Raw genomic sequence first — 25027 nt, forward strand, 5'->3', positions numbered from 1 at the left:
TACGGGGCCTTAGCTCAGCTGGGAGAGCGCAACACTGGCAGTGTTGAGGTCAGCGGTTCGATCCCGCTAGGCTCCACCATTGAATGATGCAAAAGCCGGACTTCTGTCGAGGAATTCCGCACGCTGGCCGACGAGTTTTCGTCCGCCGGCGTTTTTCGCGTTTACGGGAGTTTCCCGGAGAAGGTGGGCACCACTTCTTCGGTTCGGGAAGCGACCAGACAAAGGCTCGGGCGTTCGCTTGAGAGGAGTTGAAGACGATGTTTGACAATCTGTCCGACCGCCTTGGCGGCGTCTTTGACAAGCTCAAGGGTCGCGGCTCGCTGAGCGAACAGGACGTTCGCGATGCGATGCGCGAAGTCCGGATCGCGCTCCTCGAAGCCGACGTCGCGCTGCCGGTCGCGCGCCGCTTCATCGATGCGGTCACAGAAAAGGCGATCGGCCAGGACGTCCTCAAATCGATCAAGCCGGGCCAACAGGTCGTCAAGATCGTGCATGACGAGCTGGTCGAAACGCTCGGCGGGCACGAGACCGAAGGCCTGATCCTCGAAGCCAGGCCGCCGGTCGTCATCATGATGGTCGGCCTGCAGGGCTCGGGCAAGACGACCACCACAGCCAAGCTTGGCAAGCTGCTGCGCGAAAAACACGGCAAAAAGGCGATGATGGCCTCGCTCGACGTGAACCGTCCGGCGGCGCAGGAACAGCTCGCGGTGCTGGGCGATCAGGTCGATGTGGCGACCCTGCCGATCGTCGCAGGCCAGCAGCCGGTCGATATCGCCCGGCGCGCGATGGAATCGGCGCGGCTCCAGAATTTCGATGTGCTGCTGCTCGATACCGCGGGCCGGTTGCATGTCGACGAAGCGCTGATGGCCGAAATGAAGGCCGTTTCGCAGGTTTCGACCCCGACCGAAGTGCTGCTGGTGGTCGATTCGCTCACCGGTCAGGACGCGGTCAACGTCGCGCAGAGCTTTACCGACGAAGTCCCGCTTACGGGCGTCGTGCTGACCCGCATGGATGGCGATGCGCGCGGCGGCGCGGCGCTGTCGATGCGCGCGGTCACCGGCAAGCCGATCAAGTTTGCCGGTACCGGCGAAAAGCTCGACGCGATCGAGACCTTCCGCCCCGGCAGCGTCGCCGATCGCATCCTCGGAATGGGCGACGTCGTCAGCCTGGTCGAAAAGGCTGCGGCGACGATCAAGGAAGAAGAGGCCGAACAGCTCGCCCGCAACTTCGAGAAGGGCAAGTTCGACCTCAACGATCTGCGCATGCAGTTGAAGCAGATGCAGAACATGGGCGGCCTCGGCATGCTGGCGGGCATGATGCCGGGCATGAAGAAGGCCAAGGCGGCGATGGCGGCTGCCGACATGGACGACAAGGTGCTGGTCCACATGGATGCGATCATCGGTTCGATGACCGAGAAGGAGCGCAAGAATCCTGCGCTCATGAATGCCAAGCGCAAGAAGCGCGTTGCGGCGGGCAGCGGCACCGATGTGCAGCGGGTGAACAAGCTGCTGAAGATGCATCAGGAAATGAGCCGCGCGATGAAACAGATCAAGAAGATGGGCGGGCTGAAAGGCCTCGCGGCGATGTTTGGCGGCGGCCCGGGCATGGGACTGCCCGGCATGGGCGGCCCGGGCGGCATGCCCGGCGGTCTTCCCGGCCTGGGCGGACCCAACCCCAAGAAGTGAATTCAGAACGTTCGAAATATCATCAGTTTGGAATCGAAAGGTAATCTACAATGGCAGTTGCAATCCGGCTTTCGCGCGGTGGCGCAAAGAAGCGTCCTTACTACCGCATCGTCGTGGCCGACTCGCGTGCGGCGCGTGACGGCAAGTATCTCGAGCAGATCGGCACCTACAATCCGCTGCTCGCCAAGGACGACGCAAACCGTGTGAAGCTCGACGAAGACCGCGCCAAGTACTGGCTCGGCGTCGGTGCCACCCCGTCCGACCGCGTGCTGCGTTTCCTCGATGCCGCCGGCATCATGGAACGTCCGGCTCGCAACAACCCGCAGAAGGGCGAACCGGGCGAAAACGCCAAGGAACGCGCCGAAGAGAAGGCTGCGAAGCTGGCTGAAGCCGAAGAAGCGGCGAAGTCTGCCGAGGAAGAAACCGCGGCCGAAGCCGATGCGCCGGCCGATAGCGATACGACCGAGAACGACGCGACCGGTTCGGTCAAGACCGAAGAGACCGCAGAAGCGGTCGCCGATGCTGTCGAGGAGGAAACCCCGGCCGACGCGACCGACGAAGACAAGACGGCGATGGCCGAGCAGGCAGCCGAAGGCGGTCCTGTCGAAGAAGCGCCTGCTGAAGACGCCAAGGAAGATGCCGGCGAAGACGCAGCAGACGATAAGGCCGAGTAAGCAAACTATGCCACCAACCGCTCGTCCTGAGCTTGTCGGAGCACCGTTCTTTTCTGCGAAAGTGAAGTACGGCCCTTCGACAGGCTCGGGGCGAGCGGAGCATTGAACATGGCAGAGGACCAGATCGAACTCGCCGCCATCACCGGCGCGCATGGCGTGGCGGGCGAGGTGCGCCTCAAATTGTTCGGGGAGGGTGTCGAGGCGCTTTCCCGGCACACTGCGTTCAATGGCGGCGCACTGACGCTTCGCAAGATCCGCTCCGACACCAAGGGCGGGGCGGTGGCGCGGTTTGCCGAGGCCACCAATCGCACCGAGGCGGAAAAGCTGCGAGGGACCGTGCTGACAGTCCCGCGTGACGGCTTGCCTGCCCTCGAAGAAGGCGAGTACTACCACGCCGACCTGATCGGGCTGCGTGCGATGACCGACGCGGGCGCGCATGTGGGCAGGGTGATCGCGGTTCAGAATTTCGGCGCGACCGATATTGTCGAGATCGAAAAGGACCCTGCGCCTGCGAAGGGCATGAAGACCTTCATGGTCCCGATGACCAAAGCGGCGGTGCTGGACTGGGACACGGAAAAACTTGTGATCGCAGCCGGTTTCGCCGACGAATAGCGGCATGACCCAGCTTCCCGTCGCCATCTGCCAGGCCGCGCCGGTGCCTCTCGATTTCGCTGGCGGCATCGAGAAAGCCACCCGCCTTGCGCGCGAGGCGATCGAGGGCGGGGCGCGGCTCGTGGCGTTCGGCGAGACGTTTCTGGGCGGCTATCCGCTGTGGCTGGATGAAGCTCCGGGCGCGGCGCTGTGGGACCATCCGGGAACCAAGGCCTGCCATGCGATCATGCTCGAACAGGCGATTGTCGCCAATGACGAGCGGCTGCTGCCCTTGCAGGAACTGTGCGACGGTAGCGGCGCGTGCATCTCCATCGGCGCGCATGAGCGGGTGCGGCAGAGCCTTTACAACAACCAATTGCTGTTTCGCCCCGGCCAAGCGCCGCTCGACCACCGCAAGCTGGTGCCGACCCACGGCGAGCGTCTGATCTGGATGCGCGGCGATGGCTCGACGCTCGGAGTGCATCAGGCCGAATGGGGCCGGGCGGGCAACCTGATCTGCTGGGAGCACTGGATGCCCCTGGCCCGCGCGGCGATGCACAATCTGGGCGAGAGCGTGCACGTGGCAGCGTGGCCGACCGTGCGCGAGGAATATGCGCTCGCCTCAAGGCATTACGCGATGGAGGGCGGTGCTTTGTGCTGGCCGCAGGACTGGTGCAGCATCGCGATGATCTGTTCGAGGGGTTGGAACGAGTGGGAGGCAACGACGAGGCGCTCGCTCTGTTCAATGCCATTGAAGGCGAGCAGCTCAACCGAGGCGGCTCAATGATTATTGCTCCCGATGCGCGGGTGTTGGCGCAGGCGGGTGAGGGCGAGGAAATCCTCCACGCCGAATTGGACCTAAGCGAAATCGGACAGGGACTGGCGAGCCTTGACACCGACGGTCACTACTCGCGGCCCGATGTTTTTGAGCTCATCGTCGATACGCGAGCGAAGGATGGGGTGAATTGGCGGGGCCGCGAACGATGAACTTGACGCATATCGTGCAGATTTGGCTGTCTGGTAGCGCGGTACAACTGATCGTCGTTTGGATATATCTCCGTTCCTATCGTCATGTGCTCCGCCAACTGAGCCGGGTCGAGACCGAGTGGGTCATTCCAGCGATTTTGCCAGTGGGAGGGCTTGCCCTCTGGGGGCTTGGCATGTTCGATTACGGTCGAACTTATGGATACCGGCAAGCCTTTGAATGGCTTCGGTGGCAACCTGTGGGAGCAATTCTAGGGTTCTTGATCGGTCAGAGGTTCTCTCGCTGGTATCGTGCACGCAAGTCGGCTTCCGCGTGAAATGACCTTCGCAACCACCATCCTCACGCTCTACCCGGAGATGTTCCCCGGTCCGCTGGGTGTGTCGCTCGCGGGCAAGGCACTCGAGCGGGGGGACTGGTCGTGCGCGACCGTGAACCCGCGGGACTTTGCCACCGACAAGCACCGCACCGTCGATGACACGCCCGCAGGGGCGGGGCGGGGATGGTGCTCAAGTGCGACGTGATGGCCAGCGCGCTCGACAGTGTGCCTGCGGACCGCCCCATTCTCGCCATGACGCCGCGCGGGAAGCCGATCACGCAGGCGCGCATCCGCGCAATCGCCAGCGGGCCCGGCATCACCATCATTTGCGGCCGGTTCGAAGGCTTCGACGAGCGTCTGTTCGACGCCCGGCCCGAGATCGAACAGGTCAGCCTCGCCGATATCGTTCTTTCGGGCGGGGAACCGGCGGCGCTGGCGATACTTGATGCTTGCATTCGGCTGCTTCCCGGCGTAATGGGCGCGCCCGACAGCGGGGCCGAAGAGTCGTTCGAAAACGGCCTTTTGGAATACCCGCAATATACCCGACCTCAGGAATGGGAAGGGCGCACGATCCCCGAAGTGCTGCGATCGGGGGATCATGCGAAGATCGCTGCTTGGCGCAAGTCGAAAAGCGAAGAGATCACTCGGTTACGCAGGCCGGACCTTTGGGAGCGTCATACGGGCGTTCGGGACCAGTCTGCCTCTGGCGCGCGGCGAAAGAACAAGGATACGGACCAGTGAACCTGATCCAGCAAATCGAAGCCGAGGAAATCGGCAAGGTCGAAAAAGAGATTCCCGAATTCCGCGCGGGCGACACCGTGCGCGTCGGCGTGAAGGTGATCGAAGGCCAGCGCGAGCGTATTCAGAACTTCGAAGGCGTCGTGATCGCCCGCTCGAACCGTTCGATCAACAGCAATTTCACCGTGCGCAAGATCAGCTTCGGCGAGGGCGTCGAGCGCGTCTTCCCGCTTTATTCGCCGATCGTCGACAGCATCACCGTGGTGCGCCGCGGCGTCGTGCGTCGGGCGAAGCTGTACTACCTGCGCGGCCGCACCGGCAAGCGTGCGCGTATCGCCGAGCGCAAGGTCAACGCCCCGAAGGCGTAAGCCTCGAAGCGACGAGATCAAGGAAGGGCGGTCCTGCGGGGCCGCCCTTTTTCGTTGGGTTTTGCATTCCAATCAGTTTTTCGTCATTGCGAGCGACCATAAGGTCGCGCGGCAAACCATGGCCCATAGCTCTAGGATCGGGACAGTCGGTCCATGGATTGCTTCGCTTCGCTCGCAATGACGAGGTTTGATTTGAAATGCGCTTCTCGATGCTTGCCGCTGCTGCCATTCTCACCGCAACTCCCGCCATGGCCGATAATCACGTGACCACCGAACCCGAACTCACCTTCGAGCGCGTCTTCGCCTCGCCTTCGCTCAACGGGCCAAGCCCGCGCGCAGCCAGGCTTTCGCCCGACGGCAAGTATCTCACGCTGCTGCGCAACCGCGACGATGCGCTTGAGCGCTACGATCTGTGGGGCTTCGATATCGCCACGCGCGAATGGCGTATGCTGGTGGACAGCGAAAGCCTCGGCACCGGGCGCGAACTGTCCGAAGACGAGAAGATGCAGCGCGAGCGCGCGCGGGTCGGCAATCTCAAAGGGATCATCAGCTATCAGTGGGCGAGCGACGGATCGGGCGTCCTCGTGCCGCTCGATGGTGATCTCTACTTCGCAAAGCTCGATGGTGAAGTCACGCGCCTCACCGACACCGAGGAAACCGAACTCAACCCCGCACTGTCGAGCAAGGCGGGCTACGTGTCGTTCGTCCGCGACCGTCGGCTTTGGGTCGGCAAGGTGGGCGAAGAGGCCAAACCGATCACCCCGAAGGAGGTCGACACGATCCGCTGGGGCGAAGCCGAATTCGTCGCGCAGGAGGAGATGGGGCGGCTCACCGGATACTGGTGGGGGCCGAACGATCAGCGGATCGCGGTCCAGCGCACCGACGAAAGCCCGGTCGGGATCGTCACCCGCGCGGCGATTGGCGCAACCGGTACCAAGGTGTTCGACCAGCGCTACCCGGTCGCGGGCAGCAACAACGCGATCGTCGAGCTGTTCATCATGGACCCCGATGGCGGCAACCGCGTGAAGGTCGATCTCGGAGAGGAGACCGATATCTACATCGCGCGGGTCGACTGGGGACCGGACGACTTCCTCTATGTCCAGCGCCAGAACCGCGAACAGACGGTGATGGATGTGCTCAGGGTTGACCCAGCCACCGGCGCGAGTTTGGTGTGGTTCACCGAAACCGCCGCTCGCGAGGACTACTGGATCAACCTCAGCAACAACTACAAATTCCTCAAGGATGGTAGCCTGCTGTGGTGGTCAGAACGCGATGGCTACGGGCATTTCTACCGCTTCGACGGGAGTGACTGGACCCAGCTCACCAGCGGCACCTCTCCGACGACCGAACTGGTCGGCGTCAACGAGGAAACCGGCGAGTTCTTCTATCAGGCGACGCACGAGGTCCTGACCCAGCAGATCTATCGCGGAATGCTCGACGGGTCGGCCGAGCCGGTGCTGCTCACCGACACCGACTACACCAACAGCGCGGTGATGGATGGCAAGGGCAAGCTGCTCCTCGTCAGCCGCTCGAAATCCGACCAGCCGCCGCAAAGCTATCTCGCGACGCGCTCCGGCGAGCAGGTCACCTGGGTCGAGGAAAACGCACTCGACGAGGATCACCCGTATACGCCGTACCTGCTGAGCCACGTGCCGCCCGAATTCGGCACGATCGCAGCCGAGGACGGGACCGAGCTGCATTACATGATGCTCAAGCCCGAGATCGAGGCAGGCAAGCAATACCCGGTGTTCTATTACCATTACTCCGGTCCCGGTCCGCAGATCGTCGACAAGGGCTGGGACGGCGCGCTGGCGCAGGCGGTGGTCGACAGGGGTTACATCTACTTCGCGCTCGACAATCGCGGGACGGCCAATCGCGGCGTCGATTTCGAACAGCCGCTTTACCGCGCGATGGGCGGGGTCGAAGTGCGCGACCAGAAGACCGGCGCAGATTTCCTCAAGACGCTCGATTTCGTCGATCCCGAAAAGATCGCGCTCTACGGCTGGTCCTATGGCGGATACATGACGCTGAAGCAGTTGCAGGCTGATCCGGGCCTGTATGCGGCGGGTATCTCCGGCGCGCCGGTGACCAAGTGGGAGCTGTACGACACCCATTATACCGAGCGTTACATGGGCGACCCGCGTGAAGTGCCCGAAGCCTATGAGGTCGCCAGCGCTATCCCCGATGCGACCAGGATCGCCGATCCGCTGCTGCTGATCCACGGCATGGCCGACGACAACGTCGTGTTCGAGAATTCCTCCGAACTGATCAGCGTCCTGCAGGAAGGCAACGTGCCGTTCGAGATGATGCTCTATCCGGGCTACACGCACCGCGTGTCGGGCGAGAATATCAGCCCGCATATGTGGAACACGATCTTCCGGTTCCTGGAAGCGAACGGGGTCACTCCGCCGGAGTAAGCCACTCCAGCGCCTTGGCGGCGACTGCGCCGGGTGCCTCGACCTGCGGATAGTGGCCGACATCCGGAAGCAGGTGGTGCCGCGCATCCGGCACCACGTCGCGCCATTTGTCATAGGCGTGCTTGCCCGAGACCGGGTCGAGCGCGCCGTTGACCAGGCCGATCCGATCCTGCGCCGCGACCAGAGCCGCTTCCCAGCGGTCTTTGTGTGTCCGCCGGTCGGCGATGTAGTGCAGCAGCTTGTGCGTGATCCGGTTGCCGCCCTTGCGGCTGATGAACTCCCAGAATTCGTCCAGCTCTGTCTCGCTCGGCTGCGTATCGGGCCCGAAAACTTCGGAAAAGCTCTTACCGAAACTCTTGCGGCTCATCAGCAACCCTACGAGGAAACCCAGCGGCGACACGCCGAGCTTCTGGATCGGTCGAGCGCGGTGTTGGTCGGGAAAGATACCGCCGTTGAGGAATACCATCTGCCCAAGTCCAGCGGCGCCAGAACCCTCAAGGTTGCGCGCCAGAAGCTCCTGCCCGACTGACACGCCGTAATCGTGCACCAGGGCATCGAATTCGGCCACGCCGAGATGCGCCAGCAGCGCTTCCTGCAAGTCGGCCTGCCGGTGGATCGAGTATCCCGAGCGCGGCTTGTCCGAAAGGCCGAAGCCCAGCATGTCGCAGGCGATCAGATGGTGCTGCGTGCCCAGTGTTTCCCATACCGGGACCCAGTCCCACGCGCAGGTCGGGAAGCCGTGGACCAGCAGCAGCTGGCGCGCATTCGTCCCCTCGCTGGTCCAGTAGGCAATCTGGTGTCCCTGAAAGTCGAAATACTTGGCTTTTGCCCGCCAGCCTGCCGTATTCATGCCAATGGTTCCTCGTCCCCTTTCCTCTTGCCAAGCCACGCTAGGCTCGTAAGCGGGGCGCGCAAACGAATTGATGCGGAGTATGTGGAGTGGGTTACCGGGTGGCAGTGGTCGGCGCGACCGGCAATGTCGGACGCGAGATGATGCAGGTCCTCGCCGAGCGCGAGTTCCCGTGCGACGAAGTTGCGGCGGTCGCCTCGTCGCGTTCGCACGGGTCCGAAGTCGAATTCGGCGACACGGGCAAGATGCTCAAATGCAAGAATATCGAGCATTTCGACTGGAACGGCTGGGACATCGCGCTGTTTTCGGCCGGGAGCGGCCCGGCCAAGGAATACGCGCCCAAGGCGGCGGCGGCCGGCTGCGTCGTGATCGACAATTCCTCGCTCTACCGCATGGAGCCGGACGTGCCGCTGATCGTGCCGGAAGTGAACCCGGACGCGATCGACGGCTATTCGAAGCGCAACATCATCGCCAACCCCAACTGCTCGACCGCCCAGCTGGTGGTTGCATTGAAGCCATTGCACGACGCCGCGACGATCAAGCGCGTGGTCGTATCCACCTACCAATCGGTTTCCGGTGCGGGCAAGGCCGGGATGGACGAGCTGTTTCAGCAGAGCCGCGCGATCTTCGTCGGTGATCCGGTCGAGCCGAGTACGTTCACCAAGCAGATCGCCTTCAACGTGATTCCGCATATCGACGTCTTCCTCGACGATGGGTCGACCAAGGAAGAGTGGAAGATGGTGGTCGAGACGAAGAAGATCCTCGACCCGAAAATCAAGCTCAACGCCACCTGCGTGCGCGTGCCGGTGTTCGTCGGCCACTCCGAGGCAGTGAACATCGAATTCGAGAACGAACTGTCCGCAGAGCAGGCAATGGACATCCTGCGCGAGGCGCCCGGCGTGATGCTGGTCGATAAGCGCGAGGACGGCGGCTATGTCACCCCGGTCGAAAGCGCGGGCGATGGCGCGACCTATGTCAGCCGCGTGCGTGAGGATCCGACGGTCGAGAACGGTATCACGCTGTGGTGCGTTTCGGACAATCTGCGCAAGGGCGCAGCGCTCAACGCGGTGCAGATCGCCGAACTGCTCGGGCGGCGGCATCTGAAGAAGGGATGATGGCGATGCGCGGTGTTCTGCTTGGCCTTGCCGCGCTCGCTCTTGCTGCGTGCGACAGCGGCGAAGTTCCGCCACCGGGGCAGGAACCGCTGCGACCGGGTAATCCGGATGCCGGCGAACAGCAGGTCGTGTTGCGCGCCGATGGCCTCGCTGCGGGTCCCGAAGCGTTCTATTTCGCCGCCGGCAGGATGGAGGTCGAAACCGCGCTGTCCAGCGTGCTTGGCGCGCCGAGCGGCACCACCGAAAACGCGGAATGCGGTGCCGGGCCGATGCAGTTTACCGACTATCCCGGCGGACTGACCGCGAATTTCCAGGGCGGAACGCTGGTCGGATGGAACTGGCGCATGCCGCAGGATGGCGATCCGGTGCCAGCGGGCGAAATCGCGGCCGCCGGAGACGTCCAGCTTGCGACCCCGCGCGCCGAGGTGGAAGCGATCGGCGGATTCGTAGCGATTCCGGACAGCACGCTGGGCGAGGAATTCGCGCTCGGCGACCGGGTCGGCGGGTTCTTCGATGCGGATGCCGTGTCGATGCTCTATGCCGGGACCCAATGCTTCTTTCGCTGATGGAGAATGCCGCGTGACGCTCAAGGCCGATCTCTTTTTCAGCTTCCGCTCGCCGTATTCCTACCTCGCGGTCGGCCGCTACCGCGCGATGGCCGAGGAATACGATCTCGACATTACCTTGCGCACCGTTCTGCCGATCGCGATCCGCGATCCCGACATCCTGTTCACCGGCAATCCGGCTGCGCCGCGCTACATCGTGATGGATTCGATGCGCTCGGCGGCGTTCCTCGGCATGCCGATCGCCTGGCCGCGCCCCGATCCGGTGGTGCAAAACCTGATGACGCGCGAAATCGCAGAGGAGCAGCCTCACATCCATCGCATCTGCCGCCTGGGTCAGACCGCGACCCGGCGGGGCAAGGGGCTCGCCTTCGCCGCCGAGGTTGCGCCGTTGATCTGGTCGGGTGAGGTCGTAGGATGGAACGAGGGCGATCACCTTGCCGGGGCAGCAAGCCGCGCCGGACTGGAGTTTGCCGAACTCGAAACAGAAGCCGAGAACGACGCCGAAGCGCTCGACGCCGAGATCGCCGCCAACCAAGAGGCGCTCGAAAAGGCCGGGCATTGGGGCGTGCCGACCCTCATATTCGAGGGCGAGCCGTTTTTCGGCCAGGACCGGGTCGACATGGCGAAGTGGCGGATGAAGCAGAAGGGGCTGACGAAGCGATGAGCAGGGAATTGCAGGGCGGGTGCCTGTGCGGGGCTGTGCGATATACCTTGCGCAAGGGGTTCCGCCTCAATCCCTATGCTTGTCATTGTACGGATTGCCAGACCCGCACGGGATCGGCTTTCAGCGAACACATGCTTTTCGCGCTGGCGGACCTCGAGATTTCAGGCGAACTCGATGTGGGTGAGTACGATCAGCCGAGCGGCGCACATTCGCGCGTCTTTGGCTGCGCGAAATGCAAGGCGCGGATTTACGCGGTGAATGACAGCCGTGAAGGTCTGGCGAGCCTGCGCTGCGGGACGCTTGACAACAGCGCTGATTTCCAGCCTGGCGCGCATCTCTGGACCCGAAGCAAGCAACCTTGGCTGACCTTGCCCGAGGGCGCAAAAACGATGCCGGAGCAACCGCGCAGCAACGAGGAGTGGGTTGCTTTCGTCGGAGTGATGCCATGAGTTCGGGTTCATTCGAGAGTTTCGACGGTACCCGCCTCGCCGTCCATCGCACCGGCGAGGGCGATCCGGTCATCCTCCTCCACGGCCTGTTTTCCAGCGCCGACATGAACTGGATCAGGTGGGGTCATGCTCAGCGGCTCGCGGATGCCGGGTTCGAAGCGATCATGCTCGATTTCCGGGTGCACGGCGAAAGCGCTTCGCCGACCGATCCGGCAGCCTATCCGTCCGGCGTGCTGGTGCGCGATCTCGCTGCGCTGGTGGAACATATCGGGCTGGAGGATGGCGAATACGATCTCGCCGGATTCTCGCTCGGTGCGCGCACGTCGCTTCACGCGGTCGCCAGTCAGGTTCTCGCGCCGCGCAAGCTGGTGGTGGCGGGGATGGGTGTTGCAGGGCTCAGCGAGTGGCAAAAGCGCGCGGCATTCTTCAAGCGGGTGATCGATGAATTCGACACGATCACGCGCGATGATCCCGCCTACTACTCGCGCCAGTTCCTGAAGTCGCAGGGGGTGGACCGGGTGGCGGCGCGGCTGCTGCTCGATGCGATGGGCGATCTCGATCTTGCCGCGCTCGCCAACGTCACGATGCCGACGCTCGTGGTCTGCGGCGAGAACGATCAGGACAACGGTTCAGCCAGCGACCTCGCCGCGCTCTTGCCCGATGCGGCCTATCGCGAAGTACCCGGCGCGCATCTCGACAGCGCGACCAAGCCCGAACTGGGCAAGGCGATCGTCGAATTCCTTGTGCAGCCGTGAGGGTGCTCAGACGCGCGTTTCTGTGGTGGTTCTGGTGCGGTGTGGCTGCCTTTGCGCTCGCCGTCTATGTCCACCTGCCGTTGATGACCGAGGGTGTTCCAGGTGGGATCGCAGATCATCAGGCCGCCCCCGATGCGGCCACGATCAATGCCATCCAGCAATCGTGGCGGTCCGATGGTCTCTGGACGCAGGCGGCTGTGGCCATGGTGGTCGACCTCGTCTTCATCGGAATTTACGGCGTAGGGTGCCTGCTTGGTGGGATCTATTTCCGCGCCTCGGACCGGACTGTGCTGCTGGCGCTCGGCTGGGTCGCATACCTTTCGGCGATTGCATTCGTGATCAGCGATTATGGCGAGACGATTTCGCAGATCATTCAGCTCTGGTCGTTCAAGGGCGATGACGGCCTTGCGATGGCCGCCTCGACCCTGCGCCCGATCAAGATGGTCGCCTTCACCAGCGCATTTCTCGCAATCATTGCCGCGCTCGCGATCGAGCGATTTTCGACCGGCGACGCTTGATTCAGCCTCGCTGCAGGTCCAATCAGCTACGTATTACGCTTAGTCGCAACATCGAAACCCAAATCGAGGATCGCTCCCATGAAATTTGCTACCACTGCGCTGTCCGCGCTGGCCATCTCGCTCGCCGCCGCTCCGGCCCCCGCGTTTGCGGATGGGCATGCGGCAGAGACCGATGCCGCGGGCGAGGCCCCCACTCCGGCAGATGCTGCCGCCTGGGTAGCCGCGGTCGAAGAGGACTTGAACGACTTTTCGAAAACCTTTTCGCACGTCGCGTGGCTGAACAACACGTATCTTAACTACGACAGCAACACGCTCGCCGCGAAATACGGCGCCGAGGCGACGCTCAAGACCGTGAAATACGCCAACGAAGCGGCGAAGTACGCACGGGTCGAAGGGCTCGATGCGGAAACCGCGCGCAAGCTCGACATGCTGCGCAACGGCATCGTGATGCCCGCTCCGTCGCGCGACGGCGCTGCAGCGGAGCTCTCCGAGATCGCGACGCAACTGGGCTCTGCCTACGGCCAGGGTCGCGGAACGCTGAACGGCGAGGAGATAAACGGGTCGGATATCGAGGCCGAGATGGGCAATCTCGACCGTACACCCGCGGAGCTCGCGGAAATGTGGACCAGCTGGCACGACAATGTCGGCGCCCCGATGCGCGAGGATTACGCGACGATGGTCGGCATCGCCAACGATGGCGCAAAGGAACTTGGCTTCAACGATCTCGGCGCGATGTGGCGGTCCAATTACGACATGGACCCCGATGCCTTCGCCGCCGAGACCGAGCGAATGTGGCAGGAAGTGAAGCCGCTTTACGTTGCGCTGCACACCTACGTGCGTCGCAAACTCCACGAGAAGTACGGCGACGCCGTGCAGCCCGCCACCGGCCCGATCCGCGCCGATCTGCTGGGCAACATGTGGGCACAGGAATGGGGTAACATCTACCCGCTCGTCGCGCCCGAAGGTGCGGGCGATATCGGCTACGACCTGACCGATCTCATCGCCGAAAAGGACCTGGACGCAGTCGAGATGACCAAGGTAGGCGAGCAGTTCTTCACCTCGCTTGGCTTCGAACCGCTGCCCGAAACCTTCTGGGAGCGCAGCCAATTTACCAAGCCGCAGGATCGCGAGGTCGTGTGCCATGCCAGCGCGTGGAACCTCGACAATGTCGACGATCTGCGGATCAAGATGTGCATCAAGCAGAATGCCGACGATTTCATCACGATCCACCACGAGCTGGGCCACAACTACTACCAGCGCGCCTACAACCAGCAGGATTACCTGCACCTCAACGGCGCGAACGACGGGTTCCACGAGGCGATCGGCGACATGATCGCGCTGTCGATCACGCCCGAATACCTGGTGCAGATCGACATGCTGAAGCCCGAACAGGTGCCGAGTGCCGACAAGGATATCGGCCTGCTGCTGCGCCAAGCGATGGACAAGGTCGCGTTCCTGCCGTTCGGCCTGCTGGTCGATCGTTACCGCTGGAGCCTGTTCGACGGATCTACCGACATGGCGAATGCGAACCAGGCGTGGACCGATCTGCGCACCGAATACCAGGGCATCGTCCCGCCGGTCGAGCGGACCGAGGCCAATTTCGATGCCGGGGCGAAGTATCACATTCCGGGCAACGTACCCTACACCCGTTACTTCCTCGCGCGGATCCTGCAGTTCCAGTTCTTCAAGGCCGCCTGCGATCAGGCCGGGTGGGAAGGGCCGCTGCACCGCTGCTCGTTCTACGGCAACGAGGAGGTCGGCAAGAACCTCAATGCGATGCTCGAAATGGGCGCGTCCAAGCCGTGGCCCGATGCGCTCGAGGCCTTCACCGGCGAACGGCAGATGAGCGGCAAGGCGATGGTCGATTATTTCGCGCCGCTGATGGCGTGGCTGGAAGAGCAGAACGAGGGGCAGGAGGCCGGCTGGTGAGGCTGGGCGCAGCGTTCCTTTTCGCGTCGCCGCTGCTTGCGGCCTGCGCGGCGGCGAAAGAACCCGAAACGGCAGAGCCGGTCGCCTCGAGCGAGGTGACCGGCACGCTGTTCGTCGCCAACAAGCGGGGCAACACGCTGTCCAAGATCGACCTTGCGACGGGCGAGGAAGTGTTGCGGCTCGATAGCTGCACGAATCCGCACGAACTCGCGACGTCACCCGATGGCAAGCATGTCGCGCTCGCGTGCTATGGCGGAACGACGGTCGACATCTTCCAGACCGATACGCTGGAAAAAGTCCGCAGCATCGACATGGGGGCAAATGCGCGCCCGCACGGGATCGTCTGGCACGAAAGCGGCGCGATCTACGTTACGGCCGAGGGGCAGCAGGCGATCTACAAGCATCCCGACCCGATTCCCGTCGATCCCCGGATGATGCTCAAGTTCATGACCGGCAAGCAGGGCAGCCATATGGTGGCGGTGGCCCCCGACGAGAGCGCGGCCTGGACCACCGATCTCGGTTCCAAGACGGTGACCCGGATCAATCTGAAGAACAGCGAGACCATATCCGTCACGGTCGGGGAAGAACCCGAAGGGATCTCGCTTGCACCTGACGGCTCGGCGCTATGGGTTTCTGCGCGTGGATCGAATCAGGCGTTCGAGCTCGATCCGACAACGATGGAAGTTCGCAACACTATCGACACCGGCCGATTTCCGCTCCGGCTCGCGATCCGTCCACAGGGCGATGTTGCGGTGACGTCCGATCTTGCCGATGGCGGTCTGACCGTGATCGACCTGGCGACGGCCAAGGTCGTGCGCTCCATTGCCGTCTCCAGCCCCGAAGAAGCCGAGCAGCGTTTCCAGGTGACGATCCTGTGGTCCGACGACGGGAAACGCATCTACGTCGCCGAGACTGCCAGCAACACCATCGCCGAAGTCGATTACGCCACCGGCAAGGTCCTGCGGCGACTGCCTGCAGGCGATGGCGGGGACGGGCTCGCGATCCTGCCATGACCGAAAAGCCCAAGCGCAAACGGCTCCCCATCGTCGGATGGCGCGAACTGGTGGGTTTGCCCGAACTCGGCCTCGCCGGCATCCCCGCCAAGATCGACAGCGGCGCGCGCACCTCTTCGCTGCATGGTGAAGTGATCGAGGATTTCGAGCGCGACGGCGAGCGTTTCGTAAGGTTCGCGGTCGATTGGGACGGCGAGCGGCATGAATGCGTGGCAGTGCATGTGGACATTCGCGGGATTACCAGTTCTAACGGCGAAACACAGCGGCGCTATGTCATCAAGACGCCGCTGCGCATCGGCGAGGTCACATTCCGGACGGAAATCAGCCTTGCTGACCGGTCCGACATGAAATTTCCGATGCTGGTAGGGCGGACCGCCCTGCGTCGGCACTTTCTCGTCGACAGCGGCCATTCCTGGCTTCAGACGCCGACCATGAAAAAACGAAAGGGGCAACACCCATGAAAATCGCGATGCTCGCCCGCAATCCCAATCTCTATTCGCACAAGCGACTGGTCCAGGCAGCGGAGGAGCGCGGGCACGAAATCGACATTCTCAACACGACGCGCTGTACCGTGAACATCGCCAGCCACCGGCCGACGATCATGTATCGGGGCGAGACGCTGAGCGGATATGACGCGGTGATTCCGCGCATCGGGGCATCGATCACCGCGTATGGCCTCGCAGTCCTGCGCCAGTTCGAAATGGCGGGCACCTGGCCGCTCAACGAAAGCGTCGCGATCGGGCGCAGTCGCGACAAGCTGCGCTCCACCCAGATCATGGCAAAGCATGGCCTCGGCCTGCCGCTCACCGCATACGCCAACGATCCCAAGGCGGCGGAGGAGATCATCAAGGCGGTCAACGGCCCGCCGGTGGTGATCAAGCTGCTCGAAGGGACGCAGGGGATCGGTGTGGTTCTGGCCGAAACGCTCAAGGGCGGCGCGTCGATCATCGAAGCGTTTCGCGGCGCCAACATCGCGATCATGGTGCAGGAATTCATCAAGGAGGCTGGCGGCTCGGACATTCGCTGCCTGGTGGTCGGCGGCAAGGTGGTCGCGGCCATGAAGCGTCAGGGTGCGGAAGGCGAGTTCCGCTCCAACCTGCATCGCGGCGGCAGCGCGCAGCTGATCAAGATCACCCCCGAAGAGCGCTCGACCGCAGTGCGAGCGGCCAAGCACATGGGCCTGAACGTGTGCGGCGTGGACCTGCTGCGCAGCAATCACGGCCCGGTCATCATGGAGGTCAATTCCTCCCCCGGGCTCGAAGGGATCGAAACCGCAACCGGCAAGGATATCGCGGGCATGATCATCGATTACATCGCTGCCAACGCCAAACCGGGCAAGACCAAGACCAAGGGCAAGGGGTGATGCGGCGCGCCGCTGCGATTGCGCTGGCGGCAGCCTGGGCATTCGCAGTGCCCGTTTCCCTTGCGGCACAGGAGGCTCCCCGCGAGGTCAATATCACGTCCGGGTCCACGCCGGGCTGGATCCCCAGCGAGGAGCTTGAAGCTGAAGCCGTCGCGACATTCGACCGGTATTTTCGGCTCCTTTCCGACGGGGATTACCCGTCGGCGCATGCGATGCTGAGCGAAGGCTTGCAATCCATGTTGCCGTTGGAAGAGTTCTCCGAGCAGGAGCGCTCGAACGGCCGGAGTTGGGGGAGTGAGAAATCGCGCACCGTCTCGAAGATCACATGGACAAAAGATGCGCCGGGCATCCCCGAGCCGGGTATCTATGTCGCGCTCGATATGACTGCGACCTTTGCCAACGTCGACCGGCATTGCGGTTACACCATCCTTCACCGAGCGCCCGACGCCGATGAATTCGTGATCGCTCGAACCGAGAACACCGTCCTCGATAATCGTGCCGCCGCATCCATCGCCGAAGCAAACTCGCCTTTGCAGATGGAACTGGTCTGGAGGATCGTGGCGCGCAACTGCCCCAATTACGCGCCGCCCGCGCTCCCGGATACGCTGTCCGATGGCGTCGAGTATTCTACAGTGGCCGAGGCGAGATCGGAACTCGAGGCAAGAGAAGCAACTGAAACAAAGCAAGAAAATGGCTGGACGATAATTGCTGACCGGGCAAATCTAGCCGTCTGGTCTTTCGCTCCGCCCGGTGACGCAACTTATCCGAGCGTGATCAAGCGGTGGGTGGAGCCGGTCGGTCCCGATAGCTCCGAAGCTTCGATCGGCATGCTTTGCGAAGCCGAGAAACCGGTTTGCGACAGCCTGTTTGAGGAAATGGCACTGATCAATGGCTTTATTCCGCTTTCGATCGAGTAGAGACCCGCGCTCGACGCGTGACGTCGCTGTGAAGGCGCGCTAATCCGCGTCGGCTAGGATCAAGCACAGGCTGCGGGTGGGGCGGCGAAAATCGAGGAAAGACGAATGAAGATTATCGGGGGTTTGCTGGGATTGTTCGGTGCGACGCTGCTGTGCGCGGCTCCGGCGCAGGCGCAAAGCCAGCAACAGGTCGTGACCCAGTTCAACGATTCCACCATTTCGCGCCTGCTGCTCGATGTCGGCACCAGCTGGAACATCGAAGGCGGGCCGAACGGTGAGAAGGTCTACCGCGCGAGCGCCGAGGGCGGCATCAACTTTACGCTGAGCCCGCGCGCCTGCGCCGCCGAGACCGGCTGCGTCGGGCTGCTGCTGATCGCGGTGTTCACCCGCAACGACCAGCGCACGCTGGGCGAGCTCGATCAGCTGCTCAACCGCTACAACGATCTCAACCCCAATGGCAAAGCCTACCGGGTCGAGGACGGCACGGTGGTGCTGCAAGGCTATATCAACGCGGTGTACGGGATCAGCTACCCCAACGCGCAGGCACAGATCCTCGTGTTCGGTCAGGAGCTGGGCAAGCTGCGCAACGAACTGACGGCGTTCGGCGAAGGTGGGCGCTAAGGCGCCGTTGAGGCGTTGCGGCGCAGATCAACGCATCAATGAGGCCAACGCGCGAAGCCGGAATCGATCAAGACGCAGGGGAAGGGCTAACGCTGCCCTGACAACACTGGCGATCCGAATATGAGTATTTTTGTCTCGTTCCAGCAGCCAGCGATGATCTCACCGCTGCCATCTCCGTCGAGATCGGCGATGTGGAGCGCAGCTGGACGGAAACAGGCACCGATACTTCCCAGCCGCTTACCTTCCGATGAGACCACATGGATTTCGTCGCTTTCCCACAGTCCGACGACAATCTCGTCTCGCCCGTCGCCATCGAGGTCTCCAACGGCAAGTTCGGTCGGGTTGTCGAATGCTACCGGTTGTTTCGATACGCGTTCATAAGCTTCCCCGTCCCGATGCCAGATCACGATGCCGTCGGTCATGATCGCGGTCGCATCATAAGGGCCTCGACCGGCAAAGTTGCCATTGCGGGCCATGACAGCCCCTTGCGCATCGCCGACCACGGACAGCCCGCTTTTGTTGGACGGATCGATCTTGCCGACCAGGTGCGCGCGCGGACTTGGCACCAACACTTGCGTCCCCACATTGCTCGGAAGGACGCCGAGGCGGTAGTACGGGAAATCACCCACATCGACCTGTCGTGCAGGCTCGAACCCGCCCGAGTTGCCGAACAGCACCGCTATGCTGTCGGTATCTGAGCTGTCCGAAGCAATGTCGGCGAACCCGTCACCATTGAAATCGGCGACCGCGACGCTGTGAAGATGCGGACGCGCACCGGTGTCGTACGGTGATCCGGGCATGGGAGAGAAGGAGCCCGCTCCGTCGTTCAGCAGGATGGTGACGGAGGAGGTTTCGTGGTTCGCAACGGCGAGATCGACCGCACCATCGGCGTTGAAATCGGCGATGGCGATGTCCGCAGGCTCGTTGCCGCCAGGAAAATCCGTGCGGGCAAAGTCTCCCGCCCGGTCGCCCAGCAATATCGATACGCTGTCGCCGTCGGCATTGGCGACGGCGATATCTATGCGCCCATCGCCATTGAAATCGGCGGCGATGATCGCCCGCGGTCGCTCGCCAACCGCTATCGACGCAGGTTTTTCGCCGTGCGTCGCCTGCTCCGCTTGCGTACATGAAGGGACCGCTACCAGCGCGATAACTGCAATACCCAATCGGTGCATAAGCTCACCCCCCCCCCCCCCCCCCCACCCGGACGAAACTGAGGGGCACAGACTGCCGAAGCATTCTTTTCGCTTATCTGAACGGTGGCTCGTTGAAAGCGCGCAGTTTGCGTGAGTGCAACCGGTCGCCTTCGTCGCGCAGGCGGGCGACGGCTTCGAGACCGATCTGCAGGTGCGCGGCGATCGCCTCCTCGTAGAACTGATTGGCCTGTCCCGGCAGCTTGATCTCGCCGTGCAGCGGCTTGTCCGAAACGCACAGCAGCGTCCCGTAAGGCACGCGGAACCGGTACCCCTGCGCGGCGATGGTCGCGCTTTCCATCTCGACCGCGATCGCGCGGCTTTGCGAGAAACGCTTGGCCGAGCTGGAGTAATGCAGCTCCCAGTTGCGGTCATCGGTGGTGACGACGGTGCCGGTGCGCATCCGCTGCTTGAGGTTTGCGCCCTGCACGCCGGACACTTCCTCGGCTGCGCGCGCCAGCGCAAGCTGCACTTCCGCAATTGGCGGAATCGGGATCTCGGGCGGCAGCACGGCATCGAGCACGTGGTCGTCGCGCAGGTAGGCGTGGGCGAGCACGAAATCGCCGATTTTCTGGCTGGATCGCACCCCGCCGCAGTGACCGATCATCATCCAAGCATGCGGGCGCAGCACCGCAAGGTGATCGCAGATCGTCTTGGCGTTGGACGGGCCGACGCCGATATTGACCAGCGTGATCCCGCGCCCATCCTCGCGGATCAGGTGGTAGGCGGGCATCTGGTGCCTGCGCCACGCAGTGTCGCTCAACTGCTCCTGCGCATTGTCGATGCAGTCGCGAATATCGAGCCCGCCCGCACCGGTCAGCGCCGTGTAGCCTCCGGCGCAGATCTGCTGCGCCCCCCAATTCACGAATTCATCGACATAGCGGTGATAGTTGGTGAACAGGATGAAGTCCTGGAAATCCTCGACCCGCGTGCCGGTGTAATGCGCCAGCCGTGCGAGCGAATAGTCGGTGCGCAGTCCGTCGAACAGTGACAGCGGCATCGGCTCGTGATCGTCGTGTTCGATCCCGTCGGCCAGCTCGTCGCCAATCAGCGCGAGGTCGGTCGAAGGAAAGTGCAGCGCGATTTCCTGCGGAGCGATCCCCACCATCGCCGCCCCGGCATCGCCATCGAGAACATAGGGAAACGGTATCTCCTGGCGCGATCGTCCGACTTCGACCTCGATATCGTATTCGGCCGATATCAGCTCGAGTTGCTCGGCGAGATAGCCGGCGAACAAGGCGGGCCGGGTGATGGTGGTGCGATAGGTGCCCGCCTGTTCGAGCCGTCCGAATGCGCGGCTGCGGTCCTTGGGGTTGCCGTTGCCCGAATAATGCAATGTCAGCTCGGGGTAGGCATAGCTGCCGTCGGTGCGCTTGCGCTGCGGGGGGACTGTGCCGTCGCGACCGTAAGCGATCACGTCTTCGCGCAGCGCGCTCACGGCTTCGTCGTATTGCTGTTGCAGCTGTTCGAGGATGGTGGGGATCGGGGTCATGCAACTGCACCTAGTGCGTCAATGCGGATGTTCCAAGACAGGGCGTTTCGCGAGGCAGGATGACAGTGCAAAACGGGCGCGAGATCAAGCTGACCCCGCGCCCGTCGTTTTCTCTTGCAACCACCGCCGAAGCGAAGGCCCGCCAGGATCACTCGCCGGTTTCGTCGTCCGTCTTGTGATCGGTCGCCTCGATGAGCCCTTCGGTCTCGGAGACGCCTTCGGGAGTGCTGACGCCCTCTTCGAGCAGTTCGGCCGGGATTTCGCCGGGCTCGAGGTTTGGATCGATGCGGTTCGCTTCGGCCTGTTCCTCGATTTCCTTCTGCTCTTCTTCGAACAGCTGCGCGAGCACGTCGACACCCTGCGACTGGAGCTCGGCTTCATCGTCCGAACGCGCCACGTTGGCCTTCACGGTCACGTGCACCTCGGGGTGCAGCGCGACGGTCACGTCGTGCATGCCGATCGTCTTGATCGGCGCGCCCATGATGACCTGCTTCTTGTCGATCTCGTGACCCTGTTCGGCTAGGCCGGTCACCATGTCGCGGACGTTGACCGAACCGTAGAGCTGGCCGGCATTCGACGATGCGCGGATCAGCACGACTTCGGCGCCGGCAACCTTTTCGCCGAGCTTTTCGGCTTCGCTGCGCTTTTCGGCGTTTTCCTGTTCGAGCCGTTCGCGGTTTGCTTCGAACACCTTCTTGTTGGCGTCATTCGCGCGCAGCGCCTTCTTCTGTGGGAGCAGGAAGTTGCGGGCGTAGCCGTCCTTGACGGTGACGATGTCGCCGATCGTGCCGAGCTTCTCGATCCGTTCGAGGAGAATGATATCCATGGTCTCTCTCCTCTTACTTCACGATGTAGGGAAGCAGGCCGATGTGGCGCGCGCGCTTGATCGCCTTGGCGAGCTCACGCTGCTTCTTCGCGGAAACGGCGGTGATGCGCGAGGGCACGATCTTGCCACGCTCGGACATGAAGCCCTGCAGCAGGCGCACGTCCTTGTAATCGATCTTGGGGGCGTCGTTGCCCGAAAACGGGCAGGACTTGCGGCGGCGGAAAAACGGGCGGGCCATCAGTCGCGATCCTCACGGTCGGAGCGACGCTTGCGGTCGCGTTCGTTCTTGCGCATCATCACGCTGGGGCCGTCTTCGTGTTCGTCGACACGGATGGTCATGTAGCGGATGACGTCTTCGTTGATACGGGTCTGGCGTTCGAGTTCTGCAACGACCGAGCCGGGGGCTTCGATGTTGAGCATCACGAAATGCGCCTTGCGGTTGCGCTCGATCTTGTAGGCGAGGGACTTGAGGCCCCAGGTTTCGGTCTTGGTGACCTTGCCTTCGTTCGCTTCGACGATTTCGGTCGCCGTGGCCGCCAGCGCGTCTACCTGGGCCTGCGAGAGGTCCTGACGCGCGAGGAAGACATGCTCATAGAGAGCCATCTCGCGTTCCTTCATACTGCATGCCGATCGCTGGCTGATCCGCGGGATTGCGGGGCCCCTCCGGCTTTCTTCGTTTCCGCTGGGTATCGGCCTTTCGGGCCGGCACTCCACGCGGAAGCGGCGCACATAGCGGGTCTGCCGCGGAATGCAAGAATTGGATTCGCCCATTGAAGGCCCGGGCGAGGGCGGTATTGCGGCCCCATGACCAAGCCGACGCTCTATACCTGCGCTCGTTCGAGAGGCCTGCGCGCGACCTGGGCCGCCGAGGAGGCCGGGGTGGAAATCGACCTGAAGGTGCTCCCATTCCCGCCGCGCCACCTCGCCCCGGATTACCTTTCGATCAATCCGCTCGGCACGGTGCCGCTGCTGGTGGATGGCGACACGCGGATGACCGAGAGCTGTGCGATCGCGCACTATCTCGCGACCAGGGACGGGTACACCGAACTCGCGGTTGCCCCGGGCGAGGCCGATTACGCCGAATATTGCGACTTCACCTACCACGCCGACGCGACGATCACTTTCCCGCAGACAGTCTATATGCGGTTCGCGATTTTCGAGAAGGACAAGGGCTGGGCCGAGGCGGGGGAGGCCTACGCCAAGTGGTTCTACAAGCGGTTGGTAAAGGTGGAACAGCGGCTTGAAGGGCGCGAATTCCTGTGCGCGGAGCGGTTCACGGTGGCGGATATCTGTGTCGGCTATGCGCTGATCCTTGCGCAGAATGTCGGGCTCGACGAGGGCGTTCCGGAGAGCCTGAAGGCGTACCGGAAGCGGTTGACGGCGCGCGAAGCGTACCAGAGGGCGTTTGTGCGCGAGGAAGAGGGCCGCAAGGCTCTCGAAGCCTAGGACGCCTGCTCTTCGCTCACCGGTCGTGCCGCCAATTCGCGCCGGAGCAGCTTGCCGATCGGGTCTCGCGGAAGCTGGTCGACAAACTCGATGTAGCGCGGGCGCTTGTATCCCGCGATCCTGCCCTTGAACCGCGCGGTGATTTCCTCGCGTGTCAGTTCCGCTCCGGGATTGAGCACCACGAAGGCTTTCACCGCCTCGCCCCATTGTCTGTCTGGCACCCCACAGCACCCGGCATCGGCGACTTCGGGCATTGCGGCGAACACCGCGTCGACTTCGGCCGGGTAGACGTTTTCGCCGCCGGTCTTGATCAGTTCCTTCGCCCGGCCGAGCAGGTAGCCGAGGCCCAGTTCGTCCATCGTGCCGAGGTCGCCCGTGCGCAGCCAGCCGTGGCCCAGCGCCGCCGCGCTCGCTTCTTCGTTGCGCCAGTAGCCGAGCATCACTGAGGGGCCGCGCAGGCAAATCTCGCCTTCCTCGCCGGGCGGCAGGTGATTGCCCTCGGGATCGAGGATGGTCATGTCTACATGCGGCATCGCCCAGCCGATCGAGCGCGGATGGTCGAGCATGTCGGGATAATCGATGAAGGTCGCAAAGCCGCACACCTCGGTCTGGCCATATCCGCCGACGACGCGTGCATCCCATTCGGTCTCGATAAACTCGTACATCTGCGGGCGGCCCATGCCCGCGCCGCCGGTGTAGTTGGCGAGCGGCATAATCCCGCTGCGCACCGGCTCCATTTCCAGCCACGGAAAACAGATGGTGGGGAACGCGCTGGTGGTGGTGCAGTTTTCGCGATGGACGAGATCGAGCACCGCCGCGCTGTCGTCGTCGCGCCCGGCAAACACGCTGGTGCCGCCGCAAGCCAGCATTGCGGCGACCTGCTGCATACCGACGACGTGGAACAGCGGGTTGATCGACAGCAGGCGTTCTGCGCGCGTGAAGCCGCGCCGCACGCAGAAACCCAGCGCCGAAGACGCGACCGCGCTGCCCGATTGCAGACAGCCCTTCGGCTTCCCGGTCGTGCCGCTGGTGTACATCATGTAAAGCGGGCGGTCGGGCGCAAGATCAGGCAAGGTCCGAGCGCTCTGCTCGGCGGCGACGATTGCTTCGAATGCGCCGTGCGGATCGTGGGCTTCGTCCACTTCGATCACCTCGCCAGCCTCGGCCTCGGCCAGCAGCGCGGCGAAACGCGGATTGACGAAAGTCATCGCGGGTTCGGCATTGCCGCAGATCCACCCGATCTCGCCCGGCGCCAGCCTCCAGTTGAGCAGCACAGCGATCGCACCAATTCGCCCGCAGGCGAGCAGGATGGTGAGATAGGGCGCACCGTCGGTGAGCAGGATCGCCACCCGGTCTCCCGGCCCGATCCCCTTGGCGAGCAGCCAGTGCGCCAGCCGATCGACCCGCGCCTCGAGCTCACCATAGGTCAGGCGCTGCGGGCCATCGACCGTGGCTTCGCGCCCGGCATGCTGGGTGGCGCAAACCTTCAGGAGCGTGTCGAGCGAGAAATCGTGAGCCTTCATGTTCGGCGTGCTA

At 63.2% G+C, this 25027-nt stretch carries 25 protein-coding genes, 1 tRNA gene and 2 pseudogenes; 21 read left to right on the top strand and 7 right to left on the bottom strand.

Annotated features, from left to right (window positions below; translation table 11 throughout):
- Positions 1-3 precede the first annotated feature (3 nt).
- The 8 genes and pseudogenes from KDC96_RS03565 (at position 4) to KDC96_RS03600 (ending at position 7774) form a co-directional block, all read left to right on the top strand.
- A tRNA-Ala gene (locus tag KDC96_RS03565) sits at positions 4-79 on the top strand.
- A 178-nt stretch (positions 80-257) separates the two neighbouring features.
- Positions 258-1685, top strand: a complete 1428-nt coding sequence (gene ffh, locus KDC96_RS03570) for a signal recognition particle protein (RefSeq protein ID WP_212450761.1) — start codon at positions 258-260, stop codon at positions 1683-1685.
- 50 nt (positions 1686-1735) lie between these two features.
- On the top strand, positions 1736-2359 hold the full coding sequence (rpsP, locus tag KDC96_RS03575) for a 30S ribosomal protein S16 (RefSeq protein WP_212450763.1): 624 nt from the start codon (positions 1736-1738) through the stop codon (positions 2357-2359).
- A gap of 108 nt (positions 2360-2467) precedes the next feature.
- A complete protein-coding gene (gene rimM / locus KDC96_RS03580; protein WP_212450764.1) occupies positions 2468-2971 on the top strand; it encodes a ribosome maturation factor RimM in 504 nt (167 codons plus the stop codon).
- 4 nt (positions 2972-2975) lie between these two features.
- Positions 2976-3937: pseudogene (locus KDC96_RS03585) on the top strand (carbon-nitrogen hydrolase family protein).
- 315 nt (positions 3938-4252) lie between these two features.
- A pseudogene (gene trmD, locus KDC96_RS03590) lies at positions 4253-4992 on the top strand (tRNA (guanosine(37)-N1)-methyltransferase TrmD).
- Positions 4989-5357, top strand: a complete 369-nt coding sequence (gene rplS, locus KDC96_RS03595; protein ID WP_305819765.1) for a 50S ribosomal protein L19 — start codon at positions 4989-4991, stop codon at positions 5355-5357. The pseudogene trmD and the gene rplS overlap by 4 nt, the downstream one beginning before the upstream one ends.
- 197 nt (positions 5358-5554) lie before the next feature.
- On the top strand, positions 5555-7774 hold the full coding sequence (locus tag KDC96_RS03600; RefSeq protein ID WP_212450765.1) for a DPP IV N-terminal domain-containing protein: 2220 nt from the start codon (positions 5555-5557) through the stop codon (positions 7772-7774).
- Here the strand turns inward: KDC96_RS03600 and KDC96_RS03605 are convergent.
- Entirely contained in the window at positions 7758-8624 is an 867-nt protein-coding gene (locus KDC96_RS03605) for an alpha/beta fold hydrolase (protein ID WP_212450766.1), read from the bottom strand. The two genes, KDC96_RS03600 and KDC96_RS03605, sit on opposite strands and share 17 nt — an antisense overlap.
- Before the next feature lie 89 nt (positions 8625-8713).
- On the opposite strand from KDC96_RS03605, the gene KDC96_RS03610 reads away from it, so the two are divergent.
- The 12 genes from KDC96_RS03610 to KDC96_RS03665 all read left to right on the top strand — a co-directional run bounded on the left by KDC96_RS03610 (position 8714) and on the right by KDC96_RS03665 (position 18534).
- Positions 8714-9739, top strand: coding sequence for an aspartate-semialdehyde dehydrogenase (locus KDC96_RS03610; protein WP_212450767.1), 1026 nt, complete (start codon positions 8714-8716; stop codon positions 9737-9739).
- 5 nt (positions 9740-9744) lie between these two features.
- Positions 9745-10305 (top strand): aspartate-semialdehyde dehydrogenase, encoded by a 561-nt coding sequence (locus tag KDC96_RS03615; protein ID WP_212450768.1) that lies wholly within the window; start codon positions 9745-9747, stop codon positions 10303-10305.
- A gap of 13 nt (positions 10306-10318) precedes the next feature.
- The gene (locus tag KDC96_RS03620; protein WP_212450769.1) at positions 10319-10969 is read left to right on the top strand and encodes a 2-hydroxychromene-2-carboxylate isomerase; all 651 of its coding nucleotides are present in this window, start codon (positions 10319-10321) and stop codon (positions 10967-10969) included.
- A 47-nt stretch (positions 10970-11016) separates the two neighbouring features.
- On the top strand, positions 11017-11418 hold the full coding sequence (locus KDC96_RS03625; RefSeq protein WP_249171904.1) for a GFA family protein: 402 nt from the start codon (positions 11017-11019) through the stop codon (positions 11416-11418).
- Positions 11415-12173, top strand: a complete 759-nt coding sequence (locus KDC96_RS03630; protein WP_212450771.1) for an alpha/beta fold hydrolase — start codon at positions 11415-11417, stop codon at positions 12171-12173. The genes KDC96_RS03625 and KDC96_RS03630 overlap by 4 nt, the downstream gene beginning before the upstream one ends.
- Positions 12170-12691 (top strand): hypothetical protein, encoded by a 522-nt coding sequence (locus tag KDC96_RS03635; protein WP_212450773.1) that lies wholly within the window; start codon positions 12170-12172, stop codon positions 12689-12691. Before KDC96_RS03630 ends, KDC96_RS03635 begins: the two co-directional genes overlap by 4 nt.
- Positions 12692-12769: 78 nt before the next feature.
- Complete coding sequence (locus tag KDC96_RS03640; protein ID WP_212450775.1) at positions 12770-14620, top strand: M2 family metallopeptidase; 1851 nt, start codon at positions 12770-12772, stop codon at positions 14618-14620.
- On the top strand, positions 14617-15633 hold the full coding sequence (locus tag KDC96_RS03645; protein WP_212450777.1) for a YncE family protein: 1017 nt from the start codon (positions 14617-14619) through the stop codon (positions 15631-15633). Before KDC96_RS03640 ends, KDC96_RS03645 begins: the two co-directional genes overlap by 4 nt.
- The gene (locus KDC96_RS03650; RefSeq protein WP_212450779.1) at positions 15630-16094 is read left to right on the top strand and encodes a RimK/LysX family protein; all 465 of its coding nucleotides are present in this window, start codon (positions 15630-15632) and stop codon (positions 16092-16094) included. Before KDC96_RS03645 ends, KDC96_RS03650 begins: the two co-directional genes overlap by 4 nt.
- Complete coding sequence (rimK, locus tag KDC96_RS03655) at positions 16091-16996, top strand: 30S ribosomal protein S6--L-glutamate ligase (protein ID WP_212450782.1); 906 nt, start codon at positions 16091-16093, stop codon at positions 16994-16996. Before KDC96_RS03650 ends, rimK begins: the two co-directional genes overlap by 4 nt.
- On the top strand, positions 16996-17913 hold the full coding sequence (locus tag KDC96_RS03660) for a DUF4019 domain-containing protein (protein ID WP_212450784.1): 918 nt from the start codon (positions 16996-16998) through the stop codon (positions 17911-17913). Before rimK ends, KDC96_RS03660 begins: the two co-directional genes overlap by 1 nt.
- Before the next feature lie 105 nt (positions 17914-18018).
- On the top strand, positions 18019-18534 hold the full coding sequence (locus tag KDC96_RS03665; RefSeq protein ID WP_212450786.1) for a YbjN domain-containing protein: 516 nt from the start codon (positions 18019-18021) through the stop codon (positions 18532-18534).
- Positions 18535-18620: 86 nt separating this feature from the next.
- Here the strand turns inward: KDC96_RS03665 and KDC96_RS03670 are convergent, their stop codons facing one another.
- From KDC96_RS03670 to rpsF, 5 genes are all read right to left on the bottom strand, one after another.
- On the bottom strand, positions 18621-19700 hold the full coding sequence (locus tag KDC96_RS03670) for a VCBS repeat-containing protein (RefSeq protein WP_212450788.1): 1080 nt from the start codon (positions 19698-19700) through the stop codon (positions 18621-18623).
- 82 nt (positions 19701-19782) lie between these two features.
- Positions 19783-21219 (bottom strand): AMP nucleosidase, encoded by a 1437-nt coding sequence (locus tag KDC96_RS03675; protein ID WP_212450790.1) that lies wholly within the window; start codon positions 21217-21219, stop codon positions 19783-19785.
- 148 nt (positions 21220-21367) lie between these two features.
- On the bottom strand, positions 21368-22045 hold the full coding sequence (gene rplI, locus KDC96_RS03680) for a 50S ribosomal protein L9 (RefSeq protein ID WP_212450792.1): 678 nt from the start codon (positions 22043-22045) through the stop codon (positions 21368-21370).
- 13 nt (positions 22046-22058) lie between these two features.
- A complete protein-coding gene (gene rpsR, locus KDC96_RS03685; RefSeq protein WP_034904833.1) occupies positions 22059-22283 on the bottom strand; it encodes a 30S ribosomal protein S18 in 225 nt (74 codons plus the stop codon).
- Complete coding sequence (rpsF, locus tag KDC96_RS03690; RefSeq protein ID WP_212450794.1) at positions 22283-22648, bottom strand: 30S ribosomal protein S6; 366 nt, start codon at positions 22646-22648, stop codon at positions 22283-22285. Before rpsF ends, rpsR begins: the two co-directional genes overlap by 1 nt.
- A 201-nt stretch (positions 22649-22849) precedes the next feature.
- On the opposite strand from rpsF, the gene KDC96_RS03695 reads away from it, so the two are divergent.
- A complete protein-coding gene (locus tag KDC96_RS03695; protein ID WP_212450796.1) occupies positions 22850-23491 on the top strand; it encodes a glutathione S-transferase family protein in 642 nt (213 codons plus the stop codon).
- Here KDC96_RS03695 and KDC96_RS03700 read toward each other — a convergent pair.
- Positions 23488-25014 (bottom strand): class I adenylate-forming enzyme family protein, encoded by a 1527-nt coding sequence (locus KDC96_RS03700; protein ID WP_212450798.1) that lies wholly within the window; start codon positions 25012-25014, stop codon positions 23488-23490. The two genes, KDC96_RS03695 and KDC96_RS03700, sit on opposite strands and share 4 nt — an antisense overlap.
- Positions 25015-25027: the final 13 nt, after the last annotated feature.

Source organism: Erythrobacter sp. JK5 (assembly GCF_018205975.1).
Lineage (GTDB): Bacteria > Pseudomonadota > Alphaproteobacteria > Sphingomonadales > Sphingomonadaceae > Erythrobacter.